Source organism: Mucilaginibacter sp., from assembly GCF_039921305.1.
Lineage (GTDB): Bacteria > Bacteroidota > Bacteroidia > Sphingobacteriales > Sphingobacteriaceae > Mucilaginibacter.
The window spans coordinates 47152-72156 of sequence record NZ_JBDSCA010000005.1; the positions used below are offsets into that span (position 1 = coordinate 47152).

At 41.0% G+C, this 25005-nt stretch carries 24 protein-coding genes; 9 read left to right on the forward strand and 15 right to left on the reverse strand.

Features of this window, described 5'->3' with window-relative positions; all coding sequences use genetic code 11:
- The first annotated feature begins 8 nt into the window (after positions 1–8).
- Positions 9–1214, forward strand: a complete 1206-nt coding sequence (locus ABIN91_RS00725) for a carboxypeptidase-like regulatory domain-containing protein (RefSeq protein ID WP_348047388.1) — start codon at positions 9–11, stop codon at positions 1212–1214.
- Here ABIN91_RS00725 and ABIN91_RS00730 read toward each other — a convergent pair.
- Positions 1197–2213, reverse strand: coding sequence for a dipeptide epimerase (locus ABIN91_RS00730; protein ID WP_348047390.1), 1017 nt, complete (start codon positions 2211–2213; stop codon positions 1197–1199). The two genes, ABIN91_RS00725 and ABIN91_RS00730, sit on opposite strands and share 18 nt — an antisense overlap.
- A gap of 54 nt (positions 2214–2267) precedes the next feature.
- Between ABIN91_RS00730 and ABIN91_RS00735 the strand changes: the two genes are divergently transcribed.
- The gene (locus ABIN91_RS00735) at positions 2268–3257 is read left to right on the forward strand and encodes a hypothetical protein (protein ID WP_348047392.1); all 990 of its coding nucleotides are present in this window, start codon (positions 2268–2270) and stop codon (positions 3255–3257) included.
- Here ABIN91_RS00735 and ABIN91_RS00740 read toward each other — a convergent pair.
- From ABIN91_RS00740 to ABIN91_RS00755, 4 genes are all read right to left on the reverse strand, one after another.
- A complete protein-coding gene (locus ABIN91_RS00740) occupies positions 3254–3880 on the reverse strand; it encodes a rhomboid family intramembrane serine protease (RefSeq protein WP_348047394.1) in 627 nt (208 codons plus the stop codon). The two genes, ABIN91_RS00735 and ABIN91_RS00740, sit on opposite strands and share 4 nt — an antisense overlap.
- 128 nt (positions 3881–4008) lie before the next feature.
- On the reverse strand, positions 4009–5679 hold the full coding sequence (locus ABIN91_RS00745) for a sodium/sugar symporter (RefSeq protein WP_348047398.1): 1671 nt from the start codon (positions 5677–5679) through the stop codon (positions 4009–4011).
- Between the two features lie 50 nt (positions 5680–5729).
- Positions 5730–7061, reverse strand: a complete 1332-nt coding sequence (xylA, locus tag ABIN91_RS00750) for a xylose isomerase (protein ID WP_348047402.1) — start codon at positions 7059–7061, stop codon at positions 5730–5732.
- Positions 7062–7138: 77 nt separating this feature from the next.
- Positions 7139–8620 carry an FGGY family carbohydrate kinase gene (locus tag ABIN91_RS00755; RefSeq protein ID WP_348047404.1) on the reverse strand — a complete coding sequence of 494 codons (1482 nt, stop codon included), beginning with the start codon at positions 8618–8620 and terminating at the stop codon, positions 7139–7141.
- A gap of 165 nt (positions 8621–8785) precedes the next feature.
- Between ABIN91_RS00755 and ABIN91_RS00760 the strand changes: the two genes are divergently transcribed.
- The 3 genes from ABIN91_RS00760 to ABIN91_RS00770 all read left to right on the forward strand — a co-directional run bounded on the left by ABIN91_RS00760 (position 8786) and on the right by ABIN91_RS00770 (position 11984).
- Positions 8786–9820: a LacI family DNA-binding transcriptional regulator gene (locus tag ABIN91_RS00760; protein ID WP_348047406.1), complete on the forward strand. Its 1035-nt coding sequence runs from the start codon at positions 8786–8788 to the stop codon at positions 9818–9820.
- Between the two features lie 273 nt (positions 9821–10093).
- Positions 10094–10294 (forward strand): hypothetical protein, encoded by a 201-nt coding sequence (locus ABIN91_RS00765; protein ID WP_348047408.1) that lies wholly within the window; start codon positions 10094–10096, stop codon positions 10292–10294.
- Between the two features lie 310 nt (positions 10295–10604).
- A complete protein-coding gene (locus ABIN91_RS00770; RefSeq protein WP_348047410.1) occupies positions 10605–11984 on the forward strand; it encodes an aspartate kinase in 1380 nt (459 codons plus the stop codon).
- A gap of 4 nt (positions 11985–11988) precedes the next feature.
- Here the strand turns inward: ABIN91_RS00770 and ABIN91_RS00775 are convergent, their stop codons facing one another.
- Both ABIN91_RS00775 and ABIN91_RS00780 read right to left on the reverse strand, forming a co-directional pair.
- Positions 11989–12690 carry a response regulator transcription factor gene (locus ABIN91_RS00775; RefSeq protein WP_348047412.1) on the reverse strand — a complete coding sequence of 234 codons (702 nt, stop codon included), beginning with the start codon at positions 12688–12690 and terminating at the stop codon, positions 11989–11991.
- A complete protein-coding gene (locus ABIN91_RS00780) occupies positions 12683–14614 on the reverse strand; it encodes a HAMP domain-containing sensor histidine kinase (RefSeq protein ID WP_348047414.1) in 1932 nt (643 codons plus the stop codon). Before ABIN91_RS00780 ends, ABIN91_RS00775 begins: the two co-directional genes overlap by 8 nt.
- Before the next feature lie 169 nt (positions 14615–14783).
- Here ABIN91_RS00780 and ABIN91_RS00785 point away from each other — a divergent pair, with 169 nt between their 5' ends.
- The 3 genes from ABIN91_RS00785 (at position 14784) to ABIN91_RS00795 (ending at position 17273) form a co-directional block, all read left to right on the forward strand.
- Positions 14784–15434, forward strand: coding sequence for a DUF47 family protein (locus ABIN91_RS00785; RefSeq protein ID WP_348047416.1), 651 nt, complete (start codon positions 14784–14786; stop codon positions 15432–15434).
- Between the two features lie 7 nt (positions 15435–15441).
- The gene (locus tag ABIN91_RS00790; protein ID WP_348047418.1) at positions 15442–16443 is read left to right on the forward strand and encodes an inorganic phosphate transporter; all 1002 of its coding nucleotides are present in this window, start codon (positions 15442–15444) and stop codon (positions 16441–16443) included.
- Between the two features lie 71 nt (positions 16444–16514).
- Complete coding sequence (locus ABIN91_RS00795; RefSeq protein WP_348047420.1) at positions 16515–17273, forward strand: DUF4197 domain-containing protein; 759 nt, start codon at positions 16515–16517, stop codon at positions 17271–17273.
- A 225-nt stretch (positions 17274–17498) separates the two neighbouring features.
- Here ABIN91_RS00795 and ABIN91_RS00800 read toward each other — a convergent pair whose 3' ends face one another.
- The 3 genes from ABIN91_RS00800 to ABIN91_RS00810 form a co-directional block, all read right to left on the reverse strand.
- A complete protein-coding gene (locus ABIN91_RS00800; RefSeq protein WP_348047422.1) occupies positions 17499–18254 on the reverse strand; it encodes a hypothetical protein in 756 nt (251 codons plus the stop codon).
- Positions 18255–18266: 12 nt separating this feature from the next.
- Positions 18267–19229: a DNA (cytosine-5-)-methyltransferase gene (dcm, locus tag ABIN91_RS00805; protein ID WP_348047424.1), complete on the reverse strand. Its 963-nt coding sequence runs from the start codon at positions 19227–19229 to the stop codon at positions 18267–18269.
- A 116-nt stretch (positions 19230–19345) separates the two neighbouring features.
- Positions 19346–19771: a very short patch repair endonuclease gene (locus ABIN91_RS00810; protein ID WP_348047426.1), complete on the reverse strand. Its 426-nt coding sequence runs from the start codon at positions 19769–19771 to the stop codon at positions 19346–19348.
- Positions 19772–20298: 527 nt separating this feature from the next.
- On the opposite strand from ABIN91_RS00810, the gene ABIN91_RS00815 reads away from it, so the two are divergent.
- Positions 20299–21063, forward strand: a complete 765-nt coding sequence (locus ABIN91_RS00815) for a terminase small subunit (protein ID WP_348047428.1) — start codon at positions 20299–20301, stop codon at positions 21061–21063.
- A gap of 121 nt (positions 21064–21184) precedes the next feature.
- Here the strand turns inward: ABIN91_RS00815 and ABIN91_RS00820 are convergent, their stop codons facing one another.
- Genes ABIN91_RS00820 through ABIN91_RS00840 form a run of 5 tightly spaced genes read right to left on the reverse strand, consistent with a single transcriptional unit; the run spans position 21185 to position 24965 of the window.
- Positions 21185–21688, reverse strand: a complete 504-nt coding sequence (locus tag ABIN91_RS00820) for an acetyl-CoA carboxylase biotin carboxyl carrier protein subunit (RefSeq protein ID WP_348047430.1) — start codon at positions 21686–21688, stop codon at positions 21185–21187.
- Between the two features lie 2 nt (positions 21689–21690).
- Positions 21691–22347, reverse strand: coding sequence for a DUF4159 domain-containing protein (locus tag ABIN91_RS00825; protein WP_348047432.1), 657 nt, complete (start codon positions 22345–22347; stop codon positions 21691–21693).
- A complete protein-coding gene (locus tag ABIN91_RS00830; RefSeq protein WP_348047434.1) occupies positions 22348–23052 on the reverse strand; it encodes a 16S rRNA (uracil(1498)-N(3))-methyltransferase in 705 nt (234 codons plus the stop codon).
- Between the two features lie 13 nt (positions 23053–23065).
- Complete coding sequence (locus ABIN91_RS00835) at positions 23066–24409, reverse strand: hemolysin family protein (RefSeq protein ID WP_348047436.1); 1344 nt, start codon at positions 24407–24409, stop codon at positions 23066–23068.
- 4 nt (positions 24410–24413) lie between these two features.
- Positions 24414–24965, reverse strand: coding sequence for an inorganic diphosphatase (locus ABIN91_RS00840; RefSeq protein WP_348047438.1), 552 nt, complete (start codon positions 24963–24965; stop codon positions 24414–24416).
- Positions 24966–25005 lie beyond the last annotated feature (40 nt).

The window sequence follows — 25005 nt, forward strand, 5'->3', positions numbered from 1 at the left end:
GCATTGCCATGAAAACCATTGTATTATTCCTGCTTTTCATACCCTCACTGGTCATTGCCCAATCTACCATTACGGGCAAGGTTCTCAATGCTTCAGATAAAACCCCCGTACCTTTTGCCAGTGTATTTTTAAGTAATTCGTTAGTAGGGGCCAAAACCAACGATGATGGCTCTTTTACCCTAAATAATGTAAAAGCCGGGCAGTACGATTTGGTAATATCCTTTATCGGGTTCGAAACACATCACCAAACGGTTACCGTAAGCAACAACGTTTTGGCTTTGCCGGATATATTGATCACACCCAAAAACACAACGCTAAAAGAGGTAACCATTGGTCCACCTGATCCTAAACGGGATCAAAACCTGCAGGTATTCATCAATGAGTTTTTGGGCCATTCAGTAAACGCGCAAAATTGTACAATAAAAAACACCGACGATATTAACCTCAGCTATAATGCCCATGCAAGAATTTTAAGTGCCAGCTCAGATGATTTTCTCATCATAGAAAACAAAGCCTTAGGCTATATTGTAAAGTATCAGCTCGGTAAATTCATTAAAAATTACGCACAAGGTTTTTTATACTACGAAGGCTCGGTACTGTTCGAAGAAATGAAAGGCAAACCCGCACAACAAAAGCGTTGGCTAAAAGCCCGGCAACAAGTTTATAAAGGGTCGGATATGCACTTTTTTCGATCCATATACGGCAATAATTTACAAGAACAGGGATTTAAAGTATTAAGGCTTATCCGGAAAACAAACCCGGCCCGTCCGCCTGATAGTTTAATACGCGCAAAACTAAGATTGTACGGACCCTTTTCAAAAGCCCAACCCGGTTGGGCCGATTCTGCCAAAGTCTGGAGTGCAAAATATAAACTCCCCAAAGCATTGGAATATTTGGTATCTAAACCAATGCCTATTGCCGACTATGTAATTCAAACCGACAATAAAGCGATACTCGCCCTAAAATACACCGACTATCTATACGTCATCTACACTAAAAGATCGAACGCCGATAATAACGGCAGTATTTATCATCCGCTTGATATGCCTACTTATCCATCTACAATTATCGGTTTAAATTTACCCTATGCTGTCTTCGATAGCAATGGCATATTAGGTAACCCAACAAGCACCACGGTAGAAGGTGATTGGGCAGGCCATGGCGTAGCCGATCTGTTGCCTGTTGATTATGAGCCGCTAATTTCTAAGCCTTAAGCCCAAACCATTATCACCATTCAACACCCACTTACCATCAGTAAATTCGGGCATTACATAAGGGTTATTCGTGGTCAAAAACGGACCATCCAGATCGGCCCAATCACATAACGGCGCCAAGGCAATAGCCGCCAGGGTAGCGCAACTGGTTTCGCTCATACAGCCAATCATAGTTTTCAGCCCAAGCTCTTTTGCCTTTAATATCATTTGATGCCCTTCGTGCATCCCTGCCGATTTCATTAGCTTTACGTTGATCCCATTATAAACGCCATTAGCTTTGGTAACATCCGCCAAACGTTGCACGCTTTCATCGCCAATTATAGGTATCGGGCTGCGCTCGCTCAACCAGGCATTACTGTCTATATCTGTTTTAATAATGGGTTGCTCTATCAGCACAATACCTTGCTCATGCAACCAGTAGGTCATGTCCAGGCTTTCCTGCAAATCTGTCCAGCCCTGGTTGGCATCCACGTAAAGCGGCACATCGGTAACGCTGCGTATGGTTTTAATCAGCTCTTTATCACTATCGCGCCCAAGTTTTACTTTTACCACTTTGAAGCTCCTGGCATCTTCCAACTTTTTGATCACCATCTCGGGTGTATCAATCCCGATAGTGAACGATGTTACCGGCATCAAAGCCGGGTCGCTGCCCAGCAATTGCCAGCAGGGCTGCTGCTTAAGTTTGCCCTCCAAATCATGTAAGGCAATATCAATAGCCGCTTTAATGGCAGGCATACCGGGCGCTATCTCATCCAGATAGTTAATTATCGCTTCAAAATCAAAGGGGTATTGAAATTGATTAACATCAACCTTTTGCAAAAAATCGGTAGCGCTTTGGTGGCTTTCGCCCATATAGGGCACCATTGAAGCCTCGCCATAGCCAGTATAGCCTTCATGCTCCAGCTGTACCAGCATAACAGGTGTTGATGTGCGCGAAAATTTTGCTATCGTGAAAGCATGTTTCAGTTCAAGCTCAAAGGGTTGGTAAGTCAGTTTCATGTTAAAAATCAAATCTAAAAATTTCATTCAACTTTCAATCTTATCTTTGCAGCAATGTCAGCAAAATTATACCAGCCTTTCGAAAAATTTAACTTCAGTAACAAGCAATGCTTCCTTACGGGAGAAGAATTAAAATCTACCGAAGAAAAGATCCAGGTGTTCCCGGCATGGCTCATGAGCCGGTATGATCTGCAAGACCAGCCCTTTAAGCTGCTCGACGAAAGCATGGCAACCTATAAGGACCTTAAAATCCCTTGCGCCGCCCATGTAAACGAACAATACCTGGAACCCTTAGAAGCCGAAATTGCCCGGGCATTTGATGGTGGCTTTGAAGCCGTAAAAGCCATCGACGAGCTCAAACTATTCCAATGGGCCGGAAAACTATTGTATGGCATCATCTTTAATGAGATACAGGTAGCTATCCGCCAATCACATGCTCAGGGCGAAGAGTTCAATATATCTCAATCCATCATCCACAAATTCAGCAACCTGCACTTAATGTTGCAAAGTTTGAATTTACCCATGATTTTCGAAGCGTTTAAACCTTATAGCATCTTCCTGTTCAAGGTAAACAACCCTGAAAATGAGTTTGCTTACCGCGACGAGATCAATACCCTTACCTTTTCTATCCGTTTAAAAGATTTTGGACTTATCATATCTTTGCAGGATAACGGCGCTAACCGCAAATACCATCATAACATCTTACAAAAAATAGAGGGCCAAACCTTGCACCCCATCCAGTTCGAAGAGTTTTGCGGGCGCATATTTTACTCGGCCTACCTGTTTAACCGTTTGCCGGAATACAATATTTTGCCTGTAGGCGATGAGATCTACCTCGAAGCCATGAGTCTGAAAGGCATGAGTGTTAAACCTTTATTTGATGATTGGTTAGGCAAAACCTACGGACAAGTATTAGAAAACTTCTGGAAACGCTGGGGATTCTTGCTATTAGAGATCATCAAAAACCCCGAACACCCCATGACATTTTTGGTAGATAAAGACGATAATTTTATGCCCGCCGAGAGTATAGAATTGGGCCTTTAGCTCAATGTGGCCAGGTGATGGATAAATATCTTTAATACATCGTGGTTTACAATGATGGTGATAAATACACCACAAAGTGCGCCATAAAAGTGAGCATCATGGTTAATATTATCATTATTTTGCCTTGCCGCATACACACAATAAGCCAGATATAAAGCTCCGAACACAACGGCCCACATTTCGAATGGAAGAAACATGATGCCAATAAGACTAAACGGAAAAAACATAATAAAGCCAAATATTACCGCGCTTATCGCCCCTGATGCACCAAGACTATGATACCAGTAATCGTCCTTATGTTTAACTACCGTAGGCAAGTCGCTCAGTATTAAACTAACTATATAAAGCAATCCAAATTGCCAATGCCCAAGAACCATTTCAAGCTTAAACGCAAAGATATAGTACGACATCATGTTAAACAGCAAATGGGGCCAATCTTTATGTATCAACCCACTGGTTAACAATGTGTACATGCGTTCCTTACGGCTTACACTATAAGGATGCAGTATAAATTTACTGTAAATCTCGTCGTTATAAAACGCCAATAAGCTCACAAACAAAGTTATTGCAAATATAGCTGATGCTACTGGCGCGTATATCAAATTAGCTGAAAGCTCGTTCACAAATTGCTGTTATTATTTACTGCAATGATAACGGTTTTTTAAACTGATATTGTTGCAATTACGTAATGTTCAAAAAAAAATCCCCGCAACTTTACGAAGCGGGGATTCACAAATATTTTAACCGGATACTACCAGTAAATAGAGTAAAGAGCTACCAGTATACCACAAATAAGTACTGATCCTACTACAAATGATGTATGAGCTTTAAACATTTTGGTATCAACCTGTAATGCATTTACCTTGTCGCCTTTGCTGTTTTCTATCATACTGATCACGTACATCACAAAAATACAGATCAGGAATACGAAGCCCATCCTATCTAAGAAAGGGATCTCATATACACCAGCATCGTTAGCTTTTGAGAAACCGCTATTGGCCAGGAATGATAAGTTAACCCATCCTGGTAACAGTTTAAACATTACCGATAAGATGAAACCACCAATGGTTGCAAAAAGAGCCGCGTTAGAAGTTGTTTTTCTCCAGAAGAAGCCTAAAATAAACATGGCAAATATACCCGGAGATACAAAGCCTGTATACTCCTGAATGTATTGGAAACCACCTTTTTTATCGATACCCAAATAAGGAGAGATCACGATACCTAAAAACATCGCTACCACAACCGCTATCTTACCAACCAAAACAAGGTTCTTTTCAGATGCATCTGTTTTAAAGGTGTTTTTGTAGATATCCAATGTAAATATAGTTGCAATACTGTTAACCTTACCGGCCAATGATGCTACCACAGCAGCGGTTAATGCCGCGAATGATAAACCTTTCATGTAGGTAGGCAATAAATCCAACAATACCGGGTAAGCGTTATCAGGGTTTAGCTCGCCATTGTGCATCATTTCTTTTTGGAAAAGATCTTGTTTGTACAACACAAACGCAGCTATACCAGGCAATACCACAATAACAGGCATCAACAGTTTTAAGAACGCCGCGAACAGGATACCACCACGTGCGGTTTTCAAGTCGGCACCCAAAGCGCGTTGTGTAATGTACTGATTGCAACCCCAATAGTTCAGGTTCACTATCCACATACCACCAACTAATACGGTTAAACCAGGTAGGTCCATATAGCTTGGATTGTCCTTTTTAAATATCATGTGGAAGTGATCACTGGCATGTGATGCCATCAAATTAAATCCGCTGACAGGGCCCGAGCTACCAAAGTGTTGAGCCACCAGGTCCAAAGCGATATAGGTTGTTACCAAACCACCCAGTATTAAAAAGAATACTTGTATTACGTCGGTATAACCAATAACCTTCATACCACCTAAAGCGATAATGATGGCGAATATGGCCAATCCCCACATACATACTGCAAAACTTACACCAGATATACTGCTTACCGCTAAGGCGCCCAGATATAAAATAGAGGTTAAGTTTACTACTACGTACAATAACAACCAAAACACAGCCATAATCATGGCTACGGTACCGTTATAACGTTGCTTTAAAAACTGCGGCATCGTGAAGATCTTGTTCTTCAGGTAAACCGGGATAAAGAAAACAGCTACAATGATGAGGGTTAATGAAGCCATCCACTCGTAAGTAGAAATAGCCAAACCCATTTTAAAGCCCGAGCCGCTCATACCGATAAATTGCTCGGCTGATATATTTGATGCAATTAAAGATGCTCCAATCGCCCACCAGGTTAATGATCCTTCGGCCAAAAAGTAATCGTGTGAGGTTGCATTAACGTTCTTTTTACGCTGGTATACCCACCAGCCATACAGCGCGACGATTAAAAAGTAAATAAGGAATACGATGTAATCGCCCGTTTGGAGTCTTTTCATTGTTGGTTATTGGTTTTTAGGTTAATAAAGGTTTATTTGACAATTATAAATTAAATATAGTTGTTAATCAAGTTTTCTAAATATTCTTGTTTACCACTTATTACTGCAGGCTCGCCTTTCTCAATGGCGTAGTTCCGCAGATCCTCCAAACTTAATAAACCTTTTTCAAATTCTGAACCTTTACCACTATCAAATGAAGCGTAACGATCTGTACGGATTTTTTTATAATCTGATTTTTGTAAAATGTTATCAGCAATGATCAATGCCCGTGCAAAAATGTCCATACCGCCAACGTGCGCGTAGAACAGATCAGCCGGATCGGTTGAGTTTCTGCGGATCTTGGCATCAAAATTAACACCACCACCTTGCAAGCCTGTGCCATCTAAAATAACCAGCATGGCCTCAACTATTTCAGTAATATTGTTCGGGAACTGATCAGTATCCCAACCGTTCTGGTAATCACCGCGGTTAGCATCAATTGAGCCTAACAAACCAGCATCACTGGCAACCTGTAACTCATGTTGGAAAGTATGGCCCGCCAAAGTAGCGTGGTTAACTTCTAAATTCAATTTAAAATCATTCAACAAGTCGTATTGGCGTAAAAAGCCGATCACCGTAGCCGAATCATAATCATACTGGTGCTTTGATGGCTCGCAAGGTTTTGGTTCGATAAAGAACGTTCCTTTAAACCCTTGTTTACGGGCATAATCTTTTGCTGTATGAAGGAACTTCGCAAAATGTTCCTGCTCACGTTTCATATTAGTGTTCAGCAAAGTCATATAACCTTCACGTCCACCCCAAAATACGTAGTTCTCGCCACCTAAAGCAATTGTAGCATCTAAAGCAGCTTTTACCTGTGCGCCACCATGTGCCAACACCTGGAAATCCGGGTTGGTTGATGCACCGTTCATATACCTGCGATGCGAGAACAGGTTAGCAGTTCCCCAAAGTAGTTTAACGCCGCTATCGGCTTGTTTTTGTTTGGCATATTCAACCAAAGCTTGTAAGCGGCTTTCATTTTCGGCAACATTATTACCGTAATCAACCACATCCACATCATGGAAACAGTAGTACGGCAAATTCATTTTAGTTAAAAACTCAAATGCCGCGTCCATTTTATCTTTGGCACGCTCAACAGCATCGCTTTTAGCATCCCAAGGGAAGATATGGGTTGGTCCGCCAAACGGATCGGCACCATTACCCACAAACGAATGCCAGTAAGCACCGGCAAAGCGCAAATGCTCTTTCAATGTTTTGCCCGCAACAACGCGGTTCTCATCATACCAGCGGAAAGCCAGCGGATTGTCTGTTTGCGGTCCTTCGTATTTAACCTGACCGATACCTTTAAAAAACTCCTTCTCACCTAAAACGATGTTTGCCATTATATTAAAAATTGAATGATTGAATGATTGAATGATTGAATGATTGAATGATTGAATGATTGAATTAATATTTATTATTATGCATTTAACTGCTTACCAAGCAATGTTTTCCACTCCTGGTAAATAGGCTCGTAATCTTTTGTGTGCGATGGTTCTACCAATTGTATGGCCTTTATATTACTGAACGCTTCTTTTGGCGATTGATAAATACCGCTGCCAATCCCTGCTCCCAAAGCCGCGCCAACACTACCATCATTTTGATATAATTCTACGGGTACACCTGTTGCGTTCACAAAGGCTTCGGTAAACAGATCGCTTAAAAACAAATTGGCCTTACCTGCTCTGATGATGCTCGGATTCATACCATTCCCCCGCATAATATCCAAGCCATAACGGAACGAAAAGGCTATGCCCTCTTGAACAGCCCTGAATATATGCGCCCTTGTATGTAAATTCAAATCAATATTCTGGAAATGCACACCTACCAACTTATTGTTCAGCATCCGTTCGGCACCATTACCAAAAGGCAATATGCGTAAGCCATCACTACCTAATTTAATGTTCTTAGCCTCGCTATTCATTTGCTGATAGGTAGTATCGGCGCCAAAAATGGTTTTGGTCCACCGGTTTAAGCTGCCGGTGCCATTAATGCAAAGTAAAACGCCCAAACGCTGCTGCTCTTCAGTATGGTTAACATGCGCGAAGGTATTCACCCGAGATTCCTGATCGTAAGCCAAAACATCGCTCACGCCATAAATAACTCCGGATGTACCCGCTGTTGCAGCAACCTCGCCCGGGTTAAGAACGTTTAACGATAATGCATTGTTAGGTTGATCTCCCGCCTTATAAGCTACAGGTATTCCTGCTTTTAAACCCAGTAAATCAGCGATGGACTTTTTTATTTGCCCATGATCCGAAAAAACGGGTTTTATAGTTGCAAACAAGCTTTCGCTGAAGCCGAAATAATCCAGCACTTCTTTAGACAACCGATTGCATGTAAAATCGTAAAATATTCCTTCGGATAGCGCCGATGCCGAGGTGGTGATCTCACCCGTCAGTTTCATTGCGATAAAGTCGCCAGGCAACATTATTTTATCAACTTTGGCATAGATCTCTGGCTCATTAGCTTTTACCCATGCCAGTTTTGATGCCGTAAAATTTCCGGGAGAGTTTAGCAAATGGCTCAAACAAGCCTCGTGGCCTAATTTATCAAATGCTTCGTTGCCAATTTCAACCGCCCGGCTATCGCACCAAATAATACTATCGCGTAAGCTATTCTGGTCTTTATCAACCAATACCAGGCCATGCATCTGGTAAGCAATACCAATGGCGCTAATATCTTGCGGATCAAAACTCTTGCTCTGTTTAACTTTAGCAATAGCCTTTTGCACATGCTCCCACCACATTTCGGGCGATTGCTCTGCCCATCCCGGTTGCACCGAAGTAATGGCCGATTCTGTTTCGGGGTACTGTGCAGATGCAATACAAGTTTGTAAAGTTGCATCAACAACCGAAACCTTAATAGACGAAGTACCAATATCAATACCCAAAAGTAACATGCAGCAGCTGTATTAGTTTATAAAAGGCTTTAACACTTGTTGATTTAAACAAGATGCAGTAAAATTATATATATTTTTTGAAAATGCAACCGATTGTAATTTTAATTTTTAAAGTGTAAATTGCATTAAATTTATACCTTGCGTTGTTGCAACCTATCCATTACGATGAAAAACAAAGAAATTACTATTTACGATATAGCTAAAGCGCTTGATATTTCGCCGGCAACGGTTAGCCGCGGTCTGCGCGATCATCCGGCTATTAACCGTAAAACCAAGAAAAAGATAATGGATATTGCAAAGGAAATGGGCTATCGCTCAAATACCTTTGCCAGCAGCTTGCGTTTAAAGCGCACCAACACCATAGGTGTAATTGTACACCGTTTGGATAGTTATTTTGTAGCCCAGGTTTTAGCCGGTATGGAAAAAGTAGCCAGCGAATTAGGCTATAACTTGATCATAAGCCAATCTTTAGAGAGCATGGCTAAAGAGGTTGCCAATGCAAACACCATGTTTAACAGCCGGGTTGATGGCTTAATGGTTTCGTTAGCCTATGATACTGATAATATTGAACACTTTGATGTTTTTATAAATAAAGATATCCCCCTGTTGTTTTTCGACCGGGTTGCGCAGCATAAAAATTGCCCTACTGTAGTAATTGATAACTTTAAATCGGCCTACGAAATTACCACACACCTTATTGAGCAGGGCTGTAAAAGAATAGCCCACGTTACCGGAGATTTAAAACGTAACGTGTATGCCGATAGGTTTGCCGGCTATAAAAAAGCATTGGAGGATAATAAGCTTAAATATAGCGATGACCTGCTTATCATCAATTACCTTAACGAGCACATTGGCCATGATGTGGATGCATCACAACAATTACTGAACTTGAGCCCGCGCCCCGACGGCGTGTTTATTACCAACGATGCCTTTGCCGCCTACTGCATGCGCGAACTGAGATTAGCCGGTGTTAATATTCCTCAAGATATTGCCGTTGCCGGGTTCAATAATGATCCGATGTGTGAACTGGTTGATCCTAACCTCACAACAATAAATTACCCCAGCTATGAAATGGGCGAAGTTGCGGCAAAAACTCTGATTAACCATTTAAAAGGTGAATCTAATATGCTGCTTACCGATTCCATCGTTTTAAAGTCGGAAATGATCATCAGGGAATCATCTTTAAAGAAAGGTTTGTAGGGCTATTTAAACGTGGAAAGAGCTGTTTGGCGTCGAAATGGGTAGTCCCTGCGGGACATAACAAAGACGCATAATTTGTTTTCTACAAAGCGGTAGTCCCTCCGGGACAAAAGAAAAAGGGGGTATTTGTTTTCTATAAATAGGTAACCATACCCTATCTGAGACTAAGTGATTATCGCAAAAACTTTAAGACGGATAGTATCTCTCTGTTTAAGTAAGTTCGCATACCTACTCCATCTTTTAATTATCTTCGGTTGAATAAAATAAAATATTATGTCAATATTCCACGGTATTCAGGTTTATGAAATTTTAGAAAATGGCAATCTACTCAACGCTATTTATACAAATACAGGGCTTTTGAAAAAGAATAGCCTAAGCCCAGGTAATCATTATTGTATAGATAGTGAAATTGCCAGAAAAAAAATGAATGATAATAAAGGAGTTGATGGGGATTATGAATGCATAATTTATTGAAACAGATAATCAAACGAATGATATTTCAGCAATACGTTGCGATTTAAAAATTTCGTGGCATAATGGTGTATACGAATTCGAGTGGAGTGAAGGAAATAAACCAACTTGGAAAGGATTAGGTTTAATGTCTGGCACTACGCACATTTCAGTTTCCTATATTGAGGCCTAAAGTTTTCAAACAGAGACACTACTCCCTGATGTAAATATCAATCGATCTAAATCAATTCATCTATTTTTATAAATTTGCGCCCGTAAATATCCTACTATTTTGGTAGGATAGGTGCTGATCGCTTTAGAATTAAGGAACAACATGTTAACAGTAGAAAAAATTGGTGGCACATCCATGAGTGCTTTGCAGGATGTGATCAACAATATTATTTTGTTTAATCGCAGCGGCGATGAATTATATAACCGGATCTTTGTGGTCTCGGCCTTCTCGGGCGTAACCAACCTATTGCTCGAAAACAAAAAAACCGGTGAGCCCGGCGTTTACCACCGCATAGTTAAATATCAGGATTTCCACCATGCCCTGGATTCATTAGTAGTTAGTCTGCAAGATATCAACAAGAAATATGAATCGCTTGGTCTCGACCTGCTGATAGCCGATAAGTTTATTGAGCAGCGCATTCACGATGCCCGTCATTACCTGGATAACCTGGCTAATATTTTAGCATCCGGCTACGTAAGTAAAGAGGGTATTTTACAAGCCGCCCGCGAAATTTTAGCTTCAATCGGCGAAACACATTCTGCCTTCGTGTTCACCAATATTTTGCAAAGTATGGGCATCAATGCCACGTTGGTTGATCTGAGCGGTTTTCACGATCATAAATCATACACCATCGATCAGCGCATCAAGCATACTTTTAGCGAGATCGATTTTACCAAAACCATTTGTATAGTAACCGGCTATGCCAAAGGTACCGAAGGCATTATGCGCGAGTTTGACCGTGGTTATTCCGAAGTTACTTTTTGCAAGATAGCCGTAGCCGTTAAACCCGAAGAAGCCATCATCCACAAGGAATATCACTTGTGCTCTGCCGATCCGGTTTTGGTTGGCATTAACAATTGTGTACCCGTAGGTTTCACCAATTACGATGTTGCCGATCAATTGGCTGATGTGGGCATGGAAGCCATTCACCCTAAAGCATCAAAACCATTAGAGATCAACAACATCAATCTCCGCATTAAAAACACCTTCGAGCCGGAACACCCGGGTACTTTGATCACCAAAGATTACATCTGCCCGCACAAGCGTGTTGAAGTAATTACCGGCACAACCAAATTGATGATGATCGACATTTACGACCCACTAATGGTGGGCAACGTAGGTACAGATTTTCATATTATGCAGGTGTTTTATAACCTGGGCGTGAGTTACAACTTTAAAGCCACCAGCGCCAACAGTATCTCTATCGTGATTTGGGAAAAAGATTTTAACAAACAACTGATACACGAGCTTGAAGAAAAATTTGAAAAAGTATCGGTCGAAAAAATGGCCATGGTTTGTTTGATCGGTTCTAATATGGATCAGGTTGGTTTGCTTGCCAAATCGGCAGGTGCGCTTTCGGCTAAAAACATCGATATCAAAAGCGCGGGTTTTGCTTTACGCAAGGTAAACATCCAGTTTTTGGTTGCCCGAGAAGATTTTGACGAAGCCATTATTGCCCTTAACCAGGCAATGGCATCCTAAAATATCACCAAACTAACTTATAACCGATTCCCCGGATATTGATGATCTGCACCGAGGGATCGGTTTTTAAATGTTTACGCAACTTGGTAATAAATACATCCAAACTGCGTGCATTAAAAAAATTATCATCTCCCCAAAGTTCCGTGAGCAGTTTGGTACGCGTTAGGGTTTCCTGCTGGTGCTTGCATAATATCTTCAACACATCACTTTCGCGGGCAGTTAATTGCTGCACATTAATACCGTATTCAATAATATTACGGTTGGGTTTAAAGGTAAAGGCCCCTATCTGGATAACTTCATTACTATCCGGTCGGGCAGGTTTAGGGTTGATCAGTAACCTATCTTTACTCAGCAATACTTTAATACGCACAATCAGCTCTTCTACACTAAAAGGCTTTTTCAAATAATCATTGCCGCCAGTTTCAAACCCCGTGACCACGTCTTTAGGTTGCGAGCGTGCGGTTAAAAATATGATGGGCGTAACCCTATCGCTTTCGCGGATCTTTTTGGCCAACTCAAAACCGTCCATTTTAGGCATCATCACATCAAGCACCAAAATATCAGGCTTGTAAGTCGCAAACTTTTTAAACGCCTGCTCCCCATCCGCGCAAAGCACCACTTCGAAATTGCGCTCCTCCAAACTTTCGCGAACAATGTGCGCCAAAGCGCTCTCATCCTCGGCCATTAAAATTTTGATCTTATCCATTAGCTACAGGTAAGGTAACTATAAATTCGGTTCCTTTGCCAAGAGTGCTTTCGACACTGATGTGGCCGCCATGCGCGTTAACAATATAATTTACATAGCTTAAGCCCAGGCCTGTACCCTTAACATTATGCACGTTACCGGTGGGCACACGGTAAAATTTATCAAACACATAGCCCAAATGCTCCGGTGCTATGCCAATTCCGTTATCCTTCACGCTGAACACCAAATTATCCCCCGATTGCAGAACTGATATATCAACAGTCACTTCCTCCCCGGCATACTTAATGGCGTTATCAACCAAATTTAAAAACACATTGTTGACGTGTATCTTATCGGCATAAATGCTATTAACAGCACTATTATTTATGTAATTAAATGTAACCGCTTTAGTTGCTTTTACCTTTTCGGATGCGATGATATTACTGATCATCGCATCAATATTAACCTCCTGAATATGCAGGTCAATATCCTTATTCTCAAAAGCGGCCACATTCAACACTTTGGTTACCAACTGGTTTAAACGCTCCAACTGCTCGCGCGATGTTTGCAGGTAGCGCTGTGTTTTTTCAATATCGTTTAAAGCGTTAAAATTCTGCATGGCTTCAATAGCAACGGTGATGGTTGCAATTGGGGTTTTAAGTTCATGCGTCATGTTATTAATAAAATCGTCTTTTAATTCGGCTATGTTTTTTTGCTCAACAATGGTGCGTATCACATACATAAAGCAAAAGCCGGTAAGTAAAATCAGCGCCAGCGATAAACCAAGATTAAACAACATACTGCGCATTACGGCATACTGCGGTGTTTTAAAAACAGCTTTGGTGTAGCGGGTATCAACTGTTAAAAGATTAGGCGTTAAAAAATCAAGCCCGTGGTACCGGTACGGAAACTCGTTGGTTTCGCTATGCCAGGCGTTAAATGTTTTAACCGGGTTTCTTTTGTCAGAAAAACTCAGTGTAAATGGAGCATAAATATTAGCCTTTTCCAGTTCCGTTTTAAGGTAACGGCAAATTTTAATACTATCGGCCTTCCGGTAATTTGGCGGCATTTTACTATCCCTTTGTTGTTTATATATCTGCCTAAAATTTACATGTTGCCCATCCATCGTTGGCTTTGGGGCAGTTAATACCGCGGGTTTTCGTAGTATATCGGCATTTATCTGTGCTTGCTTGGCTTTAGCGGCTTTCAAAAACTTCACATGTTCGTCAAATAGCTGGCTGGCCAACTTAGCAAATGAGCTATCACTTACCCGCCTTGGCCTCATATTGCGCAAACGGAACAATTCTTTCGTCTTTTTTTGAAAAGCAGTATCCTGCACAGTTTCAACAGCAAAAGGCCCGGGGCTCTTCTTAGCAAGTTCTTCCTGCTGTCTATGCAGCATGATCGTATCGGGCGCTGCTGTTTTGTTTAAATCGCCACCTGGTCGTAACCTTCGCATAACATTGTCCATCTCTTCCATTTGAAAAGCCCATGTAATATGGTACAAAAGAGTGGGTACATAAAAAGATGTTTCGGTAAGCAATGCCGGGATGCTCTCGTTCCCTTTAAAGGTTATTTTGTTTTTATAGTAATCTAAATTAGGTTTCCTGATGGTAAAGGGTTCATTTGCTATCATAAACGAACGCTGTGTTTTAGGCGCTATTCTGATATCATAGGATGTGTTGGTTGGATCGGGCGCCTTGTTCGTATCTATCTGGATAACAAAATCTGGCGAGGATATTTTTTTAATGATCACCACCCGTATCGAATCAAAATAATCTTTCTTGCAATCATCCATCGCCCGCAGCATGGCGCTATCAATATCGCTGTCGAACTGCTTTTTGTTTACACGATAAGCGTTTACAGTCCAATATCCCTGGAATATAATAATTCCGATTAGCGATAATGTGATCAATGTAAATGCAATGCTGAGTTTCCGTTTCATTAATTACTGTGCCTCAAGGTAAATGTAAAAAGTTGCCCGTTAAAACGCCAATCGCTTAACAATCGTTAACATAAAATAAGTTAATGCTGCGACAAAACATAATGCCAATCTGTTAACATTAACTTAACACAGGCCAGTTATCTTTGCACTATATTATAAATAATTACCAATGTCTTTAAATAGCATATTCCAGTATTTTGTCCCTAAAGACAGAAAAGTGTTTTTCCCGTTATTTGAACAAGCCGCCAATAACGTAGTTGCCATAGCAACTGTTTTGGTTGAAACTGTAAACTCAAACAACCCGGCTACCCGCGAAGAGCTATACAAACAAATAGACAAACTGGAAAACGTTGGCGATGAGCTTACTCACCAGATATATATCGAATTAGGCAAAAACTTTATTACCCCATTTGACAGAGAAGATATCCACTCTTTAGCCACCGCTATTGACGATGTTGCCGATAACATACAAGGTGCCGCCAACCGCATGAACCTGTACAGTATTGAAGATTTTACAGTGCCGATTAAAAAACTGGCAGACCTGATACTACAAGCCAGTATTGATATGGAAAAAGCGGTACGCGAGTTAAAGGACTTGAAAAACGTACGTAACATTGCCGATTCGTGCATCCGCATTAATAGCGTTGAAAACCAGGCTGATTACGTTTTTGACCGCGCTGTTGCGGATCTTTTCCTATACGAAAAGGACGCGATCAAGCTGATCAAATACAAAGAGATTTTAGCTACGCTGGAAAACGCCACCGATATGTGCGAGGATGCAGCTAATGTTATGGAAACCATTTTAGTTAAAAACGCATAAGCACTGTATGACCTTACTGGTTGTTGTTATCGCCCTGGCGATCATTTTCGATTTTATCAATGGTTTTCACGATGCCGCGAATTCTATCGCTACCGTGGTATCCACCAAAGTACTATCGCCTGTAATGGCGGTGCTTTGGGCCGCAGCCTTTAACTTTCTGGCTTACTTTATTATTAAAGAACACAGCGTAGCCAACACCGTTGCTAAAACAGTATTTGAGCAATTTATAACGCTGCATGTTATTCTGGCCGGTTTAATTGCCGCCATCACCTGGAATTTAATCACCTGGTGGTTTGGTATCCCGTCAAGCTCGTCACATACCCTGATAGGTGGTTTTGCCGGCGCCGGTATGACCAATGCCATGTTTAAAGGCTTTAGCGCCTTTAGCGCGGTTGATCCGAACCCCATCATCAAAGTAGTGGCCTTTATATTTTTAGCACCCATTATTGGTAGCATTATCGGTTATGTAATAAACGTAGCCATTTTACACCTCTGCAAAAATGCGCGCCCATCCAAAGCCGAAACCTGGTTTAAACGATTACAACTGGTATCATCCGGCGCATTGAGTTTTGCACACGGTGGTAACGATGCGCAAAAGGTAATGGGTATTATTTATGTCGCCCTTATATCTGCCGGAGTGCTTCATAAAAGTGATTCTATGCCCGAGTGGATCCCATTAACCTGTTACTCTGCCATAGCCTTAGGCACCATGAGCGGCGGTTGGAAAATTGTTAAAACCATGGGAACCAAGATCACCAAAATAACACCGCTGGAAGGCGTGAGCGCCGAAACAGCTGGCGCGGTTACCCTGTTTGTTACCGAGCACTTTGGTATCCCTGTATCCACCACACATACCCTTACGGGATCAATTATTGGCGTTGGTTTAACCAAACGTATCTCGGCTGTGCGCTGGGGTGTTACCATCAATTTGATATGGGCCTGGATCATCACCATCCCTATCTCTGCTTTAATTGCGGGTTTGGTGTTTGCTATCGTACATAAACTTTAACAAAGTCATATCTTTGGCTTGTTAAAACTAATGGCGGTACTGTTTGTACTGGTATATAATAATCCATTTTCATGAAAGTATTTCGCTCAACCATTCTGGCAATAACTATACTTATTTGCACCAACAATTTTGCATCGGCCCAGTTTCTAAAAAACATCATACAGCAACTTGGCAATAAACAAACCACAAGTACCACAGGTACACCAAGCGCGTTTGAAATAGGCACTGCATTAAAACAGGCACTTGAGCAGGGTACTACCAAAAGCTCCGACCAACTATCTGCCCTGAACGGTTTTTTTGGCAACGCGGCAATTAAACTGGTTTTTCCGCCGGAAGCGCAAAAGGTTGAAAGAACATTGCGCTCATTAGGCCTGAACCAGATGTGCGATAACGTAATATTATCCTTAAACCGTGCTGCCGAAGATGCCGCCGGACAAGCCAAACCCATTTTCATTAACGCCGTAAAGCAAATGACTTTGCAAGATGTGACCAATATTCTGTTAGGAAGCAATGATGCCGCTACGCAATACTTTAAACGCACAACTTCGGTATCCTTAGCCGAAGCTTTTAGACCGGTGGTACAAAGAAGCTTAGATAAAGTGGGCGCGACACATTACTATGGCGATGTGGCTAACCGTTATAACAAAATACCTTTTATATCAAAGGTAAACCCTGACATTAACGACTACGTTACCCAAAAAGCTATTTATGGTTTATTTGTGCAGATAGCCTTAGAAGAATTAAACATACGCCAAAACCTATCGGCCCGTACAACACCGTTGTTGCAGAAGGTGTTTTCTTACGCGGGTAAGAATATGAAGGGTAATTAGGTTCGCACTATACTCATTTCCAACGCTGGATACTTGGCAATGGGGGAGGTAGCCGGAAACTACGTGCATAGAGATTCGAAGACTCAGCCTACGAATAGCAGAAATTTTATTTAGTACCTATGACTATTGCAAAAGTCTCCCCTCCAAGGAATTGATAAGTAATATGTATAAGCAATGGTATATTTATGCGTAAGGGAAACCCTTGCAATAGTCATAGGCTTGACACTAAATAATATTATGGGTTTTAGATACTGTTATCCATGTTTTATCAAAGCCTAAAGCTTGTAACGTTTTCTCTTTATTTAGCCCCTCGGGTTTCTTTATTTTAATCAAAACACTGTTTGATGGAACTTTTTCGTGTATTGTAAATTGCGATCCGTGCGGCTGCCAAGTAAACATATGTTCATTTGTTTTTTTACTAAAGCCTTTTAAATTCAAATTTTTGTTCCATTCCCAATAAAAAAGTTCTTGATCGTACCTTATTGTTTCAAATTCAAACACAACAACTTCAGAAAGGTCGTTTGACTTAATTAATACTATTGTTCTTAGATGGTCGAATCTTTCTCTAATTGCACTAACCCGATCATTCCAAATGGAAAGAACTTGGTCTCCAGGTAAATTGGGGTCAACAGAAGTATCTATACTTGCACCAAATGAATACACGATAGAATTCCGACCAGATACGAGTTGAACTTTTTTCTGCTTTGATGGATTTGTTGACTTTACAGTTTTCGCACCCCAGGCAGTATTTCCCAATCTAACATCATCCAAGCCAACATTTGAATCCCTCCATTCTGCGCCAATACTTGTAGCAAATATTTCTTCCCATTCTGAGCCAACTAAGTTAGGTTTTCCTTTTGACGCCAGTAAATAGACTATTTCTCTACCAACTATAAATGGCAAGTTTGTAGGAAAACGATTTAATTCATATGCTGGCGGGCTCTTATGTACCGTTCTTAACTTAGGCGACCTTTTGTCCATGGACAAATATTATCATAATTCATAGTCTTTCAAAACCGGGCTCATATCTAATGATGTAGCAACGTAGGGGAGAAGTTTCAAAATAACCGCTTTAACCATGTTAACAGGAACTGCATTCCCAGCTTGTTTTCTTGCTTGAGTATCGACATTAATAATTTTGTAGGAGTCTGGAAATCCTTGAAGTCTAAACATTTCACGAGGTGTTAATCTTCTTTCACCATTAACTAAAAGGTAGTTATATGATGCTCCAGCTCTTAAAGCGCATGAATATGGATAAGAACAAATATTACCGGATTTATTTTCGTGCCAAATAGATAGTTTATACGATGATTTATGTCTATCCTTTCTTTTAGTCGCAATGTAATCAGATGCGTAGTGTTTTTTATCTACAGTTTTTTCTAAAATTTCTTCAAGTGGCTTAAATGGCCTTATCGGTTGAGGATAAGAAAATAAAATAGGATCCTTATGCCCAACGATTACAATTCGTTCCCTTTTTTGTGGCAGTCCAAAATCTAATGCATTCAATACCGCTACACGTACGGTATATTTCAATTCCTTTTCAAGCGTGTGTAAAATTACTTTTAGGGTTTTACCTTCATCATGGCCAACCAATTGTTTTACGTTTTCAAGTACAAAGGCTTTAGGTTGCTTCTCTTTAATAATATTAGCAATGTTATGGAATAAAGTTCCTCTTGTATCGTCGAAGCCTTTCATTTGGCCAATAATACTAAATGGCTGACATGGAAAACCACCATACAGAATATCATGATCTGGAATATCTTTAGGGTCTATTTTAGTTATGTCGCCAGCGGGTCTGTGTCCGAAATTATTTTCATAACTATCTTGACAATGCTTATCAATATCTGATGAAAAAACACATTCAGGGATAATATTATTTTCACGGCAGGCTTCATCCATTGCAATTCTGAACCCTCCGATTCCACAAAATAAATCTATAAATTTTATTTTTTCCATGATAATTTTGTTAGCGCTAATTTTTTTAGTAATTGATTCAAATTTCGATTAATTTTTGAATTGCACAAATTTTATTTGAATTATTATAATTTATCGTGTTAGCAATAAAAAGATTATTAGGTTAAGCTATTTATTAACCTATATCTGATGTCTTCTACAGTAGATTCTATATTACGTTTTGTTAAATTACAAGTCCAGGCGGTAATTATATTCCAGCCTAAAGAAATTAAAGCTTCACGATTCCTTTTATCTCTTAAAATGTTGCCTTTAATTTTACTAACCCAATATTCATTGTTATTTTGAGGAACAGTATAATGACTACAACCTTCATGGCCATGCCAAAAGCATCCATTAACAAAGATAACCGTCTTGAAACGAGTCAATTTTATATCGGGAGAACCGGGCAAATTTTTATTATGCAGACTAAATCTGAATCCCAATGCGTGTAATGCTTTTCTTAGTTGAACCTCTGGCTTTGTGTTTTTACTTTTCACTAAACTCATTATTTCGCTTCTCTTGCCTTTACTAAATATGTCAGCCATAATTGTAGAACGTTTTTCTTAAATGTATGTTCTTTGCTTAGCTATGAAAATGCATACATTTTATTATGTCTAACTAAATACTTTCAATTTGATTATTCTGGTAATTTTGGTTATTATGTGGTTTAAAATCAAATACTTATCTTTGTATCGCGTAAGTTTTTAGCCTGCCTGTCGGCAGGTAAACTTTTTCGTGAGGCACGGGTGGTTCTTTACCTGTGCTGATTTGCCGTTCTGGTGATGGGTTGCAATGTTTGTGGCTTGTTATGTGATACTGGTAAGTATCTGGTGAGTCGCGTGGTGAAACACACCCCTCCGCCCCTCTCTAGAGGGGAATCGCGCGGGGCTGTCGCTTTTGGTTGGCTGGTTACATTTCTATTCGCTTTTCTCCGTGCGGTTGCTTCGTTCCCTGTCTGCCGACAGGAAGGCTCGCAATGACACAGTTTAATATTTCTTTTGTGTTGATGCGTTTATTTTGCCTTTCGGCTTTTCTTTTCTGAAATTTTTAAACCAATTTAATTATATATTTTATGATACGTGTAACACCAAATTTGAGCGAACAGCAGATTTGCTTTTGTGATGAATACCTGGTTAGTTTTAATGCTTACCGCAGCGCTATTAACAGTGGTTATAGCGAGAATACCGCCCGAAAGGGCGAACTTTTGCATTACCCGAAAATACAGGAGTATTTGAGGATGAGGATGCAGGAACGCAGTGACCGGATGGAAATTACTCATGATATGATCTTGAGGGAATATGCTAAGATCGCTTTTAGCAGTATGGCTAATTATTATGATGAGCGTGGTGATTTGAAACCGGCCTGTGAACTGACCGAGACTGAGATGGCGGCTATTAGTTTTTTGGAGACGAGGAACATTGCGGAACCGGATGGTTATATTAGGGGAGCGGTTACCCGGATAAAGCTTCATAATAAGATGGCGGCTTTGGATAAGATCGCGAAGCATCTGGGGTTTTTTGAGGTGAAAGCGAAAAGCTCAAAGCAGAAAGCTGCTGAAGAGCAGCCGGAAGCGGAATGCTTGAAGCAGGAAGCTTTTGAGGAGCAGATAACAGAAGAAGTGGCAGTTGTAAGTGAGACCGAAGAGATGCCATTAGCAGCCGTTGATGGGGTTGAGCCTGTGATTGATGGCGGTGAGGAAAAGGACGAAAATATTCTTACTTTATCCCCCCTTGCCGGAGCAATAGGAGCGAGTTATACCGACGTATTACTTAACAACCGTACCACAAGGGGGACCCTTGCGGGAGCGGTGATGGGGAAATCTTTTGCGCGTGGTTAACATTATGCAAATTACGGGCGCTACATGCAAGAGCAGAAGATTTTCGCTATCGCTCAAGAGAGTAGTTCCTCTCTCGTACCCTGCCTGCCGGCAAGCAGGCTCGTTCGAAATGCCATCTTTTTTACTTGAAGAGGATCAGCAATTGGCCTTTTTCAACCTTATCAGTTGGTTGAATTTTAATGGTTTTTATTACGGCATCGGCAGGCGCTTTGATGATGTTTTCCATTTTCATGGCTTCGAGTACGAACAGGTTATCGCCTTTTTTAACTTCGTCGCCTTCGGCTACCAATACTTTTAGCACCAGGCCGGGCATTGGGGCTTTAATATCGCTTATCTTGTTGTTGTTGTTGAGGTTGGCCATACCCAGCTGTTCTAAAAGGGCATCAAACTGGTCTTTAGCTTTAAGCTGATAGTTATTACCGTTAACTTTAATGGTCGCGGTTTTTTCTGTGGTATCTAAGCTCACTACTTCAACGTTGTACGATTTCTGCTCGTGCAGGATATGATAATTATGAGCATCAAGCTTGATCGTATCTGCCAAAAACTCATGGCCGTTAAGGGTTAAAGTATTTGATTTGGACTCAACCACGTGGTCAAACTTGCCGTTTACCTTTATCTTAAACATAACTATTGAGTTAAAGCGTATTGAATTAGGTTAGCGCCCATTTTAAGCGCTTTTAAGCGCGATTCCTGGGTGTCGTTAGGATATGTTCCGAAATCTTCCCAGCCATTGCCCAAATCGCATTCAAAGGTGTAAAAGCAAACCAGCTTGCCTTTGTATAATAGTCCGAAACCCTGCGCACGTTTGCCTTCATGTTCGTGGATTTTGGGTAAACCGTTAGGGAAGTCGAATTTTTGATGATAGATGGGGTGATTGGTGGGTAGCTCCACAAAATCCAATTCGGGGAAAACCCGTTTCATTTGTACGCGGATGTATTTATCCAGGCCGTAGTTATCGTCGATATGTAAAAAGCCCCCCCCGGTTAAATATTTGCGAAGGTTTTTCACTTCGGAATCCGAAAAGATCACGTTGCCATGGCCGGTCAAAAAGATGAATGGGTAATTGAATAGTTCGCCGCTACCTAGTTCAACCGTTTCTTCTTCCTGTTGGAAGTTGGTTTTTAGGTTCTCGTTGCAAAATTTGATGAGATTGGGTAGCGCAGTACGGTCGCCATACCAATCGCCGCCACCGCTATATTTTACTTTGGCCATTTTATAGGTTGGCTCAGTAAAGCTGCTGAACAGCAAAAGGCAACAAACGGATAAAATGGTGAATACTCTCATTTAGCGGTTTAAAAAATTGATCTCGAAGCAAGCCTCAAGCGCGGCCGTCTCTGTTCTTAAACGGCTATTGCCTAAAGTTATTGGTTCAAACCCATTTTGCAAAGCATCTTCAATTTCTTTTGGAGTAAAATCTCCTTCGGGGCCAATTAATATAAGGTATCGACTGTTCGGTTTTAGGGTTTTGCTCAGGTCCTGTTTGTCGCCAGGTTCGCAATGTGCAATAAATTTTTGCCCGTCGAAAGGTTGAGCGATAAGCTTTTGCAACGGAGTAATGTCATTTAGTTTGGGATGATAAGCTTTAAGCGATTGTTTAATGGCAGCTGTGATGATCTTATTCAAACGTTCGGCTTTGGCTTCCTTACGTTCTGATCGCTGGCAGTTGATCAGGGTTATTTCATCGATGCCGATTTCGGTAGCCTTTTCTAAAAACCATTCCAGGCGTTCTATATTTTTGGTTGGCGCTACCGCGATATGCAGATAATGGTTACGTTTGGCGTATTCCAGTTCGCGGGTTAATAATTTAAGGGCTACTTTTTTAGGATGAGCATCAACTATCTCCGCCTCATACAAGCCACCACGACCATCTATTAACTGAACATGGTCTGCCAGTTCCAAACGTAGTACCCTAATACAATGCTTACTTTCCTCCTCGCTTAAATAGTATATCGGCGAATCAGTTATATCTGGAGTGTAAAAAAGCTGCATAGTAGCGATGGGGTTAATGCAGATCTACAGCATCGTCATCATTGATCAAGAGTTCCAGTTTAACAGATTCAATATTCTGATCTGATTTTTTCAGAACCGTGATATTATAACCACTGGCTTCCTTTTGTTCGCCAACCTCGGGTATCTTACCAAATACATGGCCCAACCAGCCTGCTACGGTATCATAATCACCATCTTCGGGTAAATCATGTGGTAAATGCTCGTTCACATCGTATATCGGCGCAAGCGAATTCACTACAAATTCACGTTCGTTCAGTTTTTCAACAATGGGCTTTTCCTCATCATACTCATCCTGTATCTCGCCAACCAGTTCTTCAACAATATCTTCCAGGGTAACCATACCGGCAGTACCGCCAAACTCATCAGATACGATAGCTATCTGAATACGTTTTTGCTGCAATTCCGCCATCAGGTCGTTGATCTTTTTCGTTTCCGGAATAAAGTATGGCTTACGGATGATATCCTTCAACACGATATCCTGGTTACGGGCCAGTAATGCCAAAATATCTTTAGCATGTACTATACCAACAATCTTATCAATTACATCATCATAAACAGGCATACGTGAGTAGCCTTCGGTAATAATGCTTTCTATCAACTCGTCTTTGGTACAATTCAGATCGATACCCGATATTTTGGTACGGGGCACCATAATGTTTTTCACCACACGCTCATTAAAGTCAAACACATTCTGGATCAGTTCATGCTCGTTAGAATCAAGCGCACCTGTTTCCTTACCCTGCTCTAACAAGTATTGTAACTCTTCCGAGCTATGATGCGCCTCGCCGCCGGGTATAGTTTGTATACCCAACAGCTTTAAAATAAAATTGGCGAAGGTATTGAGTGTCCAGATAGCCGGTTTAAATATTACGAAAAACACTCTTAATGGCACCGAAACTGCCATTACCGTACGTACCGACCGTTGAATAGCTAACGACTTAGGTGCCAATTCACCAAACACAATATGAAATACCGTGATCAATGTAAACGCCGTGATATGGCTAATGGTGATAACAACATGTGATGTAACGGCCAAACCCAAAGCCGAAAACGCATTGAGCATAATAGCGCTTACCACACCCTCGCCAACAACACCTAAACCTAACGATGCAATGGTAATACCTAATTGCGTTGCAGCCAGGTAACCATCCAAATTATACAATATGCCACGAGCCACTTTAGCAACAGCGCTACCGGTTTTTGCCTGCAATTCAATCTGCGATCCGCGCACTCTCACCATGGCAAACTCAGCGGCTACAAAAAAACCGTTGAGCGCAACCAAAGCCAGTGTGGCAAAAATGTAAAAACCACTGATATGAAGGTCGGGTTGCTCCATTCAATTATTGGTTAGTTGGGAATGTGGCCTTATAAAGGTCCATTGCTTCGCTGATCACCTTATAGGCATAACGCTGCCCCATCAGGTGCTCAATCGTAACGTTTTTGCCTTCCAAACTTTTATAGTCCTGGAAAAAACGAACGATCTCTTTCATGGTATGCGGAGGCAATTCAGTCAACTCATTAATATAATTAACCGACATATCGTTTTTAGCTACCGCGATGATCTTATCATCCTGCTCGCCATTATCGATCATATGCATCACACCAATAACCTGCGCTTCGATGATAGACATCGGGTAAACATCGGCAGAGCAAAGTACCAATATGTCCAGCGGATCTTTATCATCGCAATAAGTTTGCGGAATAAAGCCATAATTGGCTGGATACATTACAGAAGAAAATAACACACGGTCTAATTTTATTAAATTAGATTCTTTGTCAATTTCATATTTTGCCTTAGATCCTTTAGGAATTTCAATAATTGCATTTACAACTTCTGGTAAATTTGCTCCAGGTGATACGCTATGCCATGCGTGGTGATCGGTTTTTGCCATTTTAATTTAATTCTGCTTATCTTCCTCCGGACTACTCACT

Excerpts from the sequence above, each read along its gene's own strand:
- ABIN91_RS00725 (WP_348047388.1), top strand. The coding sequence starts at position 9 with ATGAAAACCATTGTATTATTCCTGCTTTTCATACCCTCACTGGTCATT.
- ABIN91_RS00730 (WP_348047390.1), bottom strand. The coding sequence starts at position 2,213 with ATGAAACTGACTTACCAACCCTTTGAGCTTGAACTGAAACATGCTTTC.
- ABIN91_RS00735 (WP_348047392.1), top strand. The coding sequence starts at position 2,268 with ATGTCAGCAAAATTATACCAGCCTTTCGAAAAATTTAACTTCAGTAAC.
- ABIN91_RS00745 (WP_348047398.1), bottom strand. The coding sequence starts at position 5,679 with ATGAAAAGACTCCAAACGGGCGATTACATCGTATTCCTTATTTACTTT.
- xylA (WP_348047402.1), bottom strand. The coding sequence starts at position 7,061 with ATGGCAAACATCGTTTTAGGTGAGAAGGAGTTTTTTAAAGGTATCGGT.
- ABIN91_RS00755 (WP_348047404.1), bottom strand. The coding sequence starts at position 8,620 with ATGTTACTTTTGGGTATTGATATTGGTACTTCGTCTATTAAGGTTTCG.
- ABIN91_RS00760 (WP_348047406.1), top strand. The coding sequence starts at position 8,786 with ATGAAAAACAAAGAAATTACTATTTACGATATAGCTAAAGCGCTTGAT.
- ABIN91_RS00765 (WP_348047408.1), top strand. The coding sequence starts at position 10,094 with ATGTCAATATTCCACGGTATTCAGGTTTATGAAATTTTAGAAAATGGC.
- ABIN91_RS00770 (WP_348047410.1), top strand. The coding sequence starts at position 10,605 with ATGTTAACAGTAGAAAAAATTGGTGGCACATCCATGAGTGCTTTGCAG.
- ABIN91_RS00775 (WP_348047412.1), bottom strand. The coding sequence starts at position 12,690 with ATGGATAAGATCAAAATTTTAATGGCCGAGGATGAGAGCGCTTTGGCG.
- ABIN91_RS00780 (WP_348047414.1), bottom strand. The coding sequence starts at position 14,614 with ATGAAACGGAAACTCAGCATTGCATTTACATTGATCACATTATCGCTA.
- ABIN91_RS00785 (WP_348047416.1), top strand. The coding sequence starts at position 14,784 with ATGTCTTTAAATAGCATATTCCAGTATTTTGTCCCTAAAGACAGAAAA.
- ABIN91_RS00790 (WP_348047418.1), top strand. The coding sequence starts at position 15,442 with ATGACCTTACTGGTTGTTGTTATCGCCCTGGCGATCATTTTCGATTTT.
- ABIN91_RS00795 (WP_348047420.1), top strand. The coding sequence starts at position 16,515 with ATGAAAGTATTTCGCTCAACCATTCTGGCAATAACTATACTTATTTGC.
- ABIN91_RS00800 (WP_348047422.1), bottom strand. The coding sequence starts at position 18,254 with ATGGACAAAAGGTCGCCTAAGTTAAGAACGGTACATAAGAGCCCGCCA.
- dcm (WP_348047424.1), bottom strand. The coding sequence starts at position 19,229 with ATGGAAAAAATAAAATTTATAGATTTATTTTGTGGAATCGGAGGGTTC.
- ABIN91_RS00810 (WP_348047426.1), bottom strand. The coding sequence starts at position 19,771 with ATGGCTGACATATTTAGTAAAGGCAAGAGAAGCGAAATAATGAGTTTA.
- ABIN91_RS00815 (WP_348047428.1), top strand. The coding sequence starts at position 20,299 with ATGATACGTGTAACACCAAATTTGAGCGAACAGCAGATTTGCTTTTGT.
- ABIN91_RS00820 (WP_348047430.1), bottom strand. The coding sequence starts at position 21,688 with ATGTTTAAGATAAAGGTAAACGGCAAGTTTGACCACGTGGTTGAGTCC.
- ABIN91_RS00825 (WP_348047432.1), bottom strand. The coding sequence starts at position 22,347 with ATGAGAGTATTCACCATTTTATCCGTTTGTTGCCTTTTGCTGTTCAGC.
- ABIN91_RS00830 (WP_348047434.1), bottom strand. The coding sequence starts at position 23,052 with ATGCAGCTTTTTTACACTCCAGATATAACTGATTCGCCGATATACTAT.
- ABIN91_RS00835 (WP_348047436.1), bottom strand. The coding sequence starts at position 24,409 with ATGGAGCAACCCGACCTTCATATCAGTGGTTTTTACATTTTTGCCACA.
- ABIN91_RS00840 (WP_348047438.1), bottom strand. The coding sequence starts at position 24,965 with ATGGCAAAAACCGATCACCACGCATGGCATAGCGTATCACCTGGAGCA.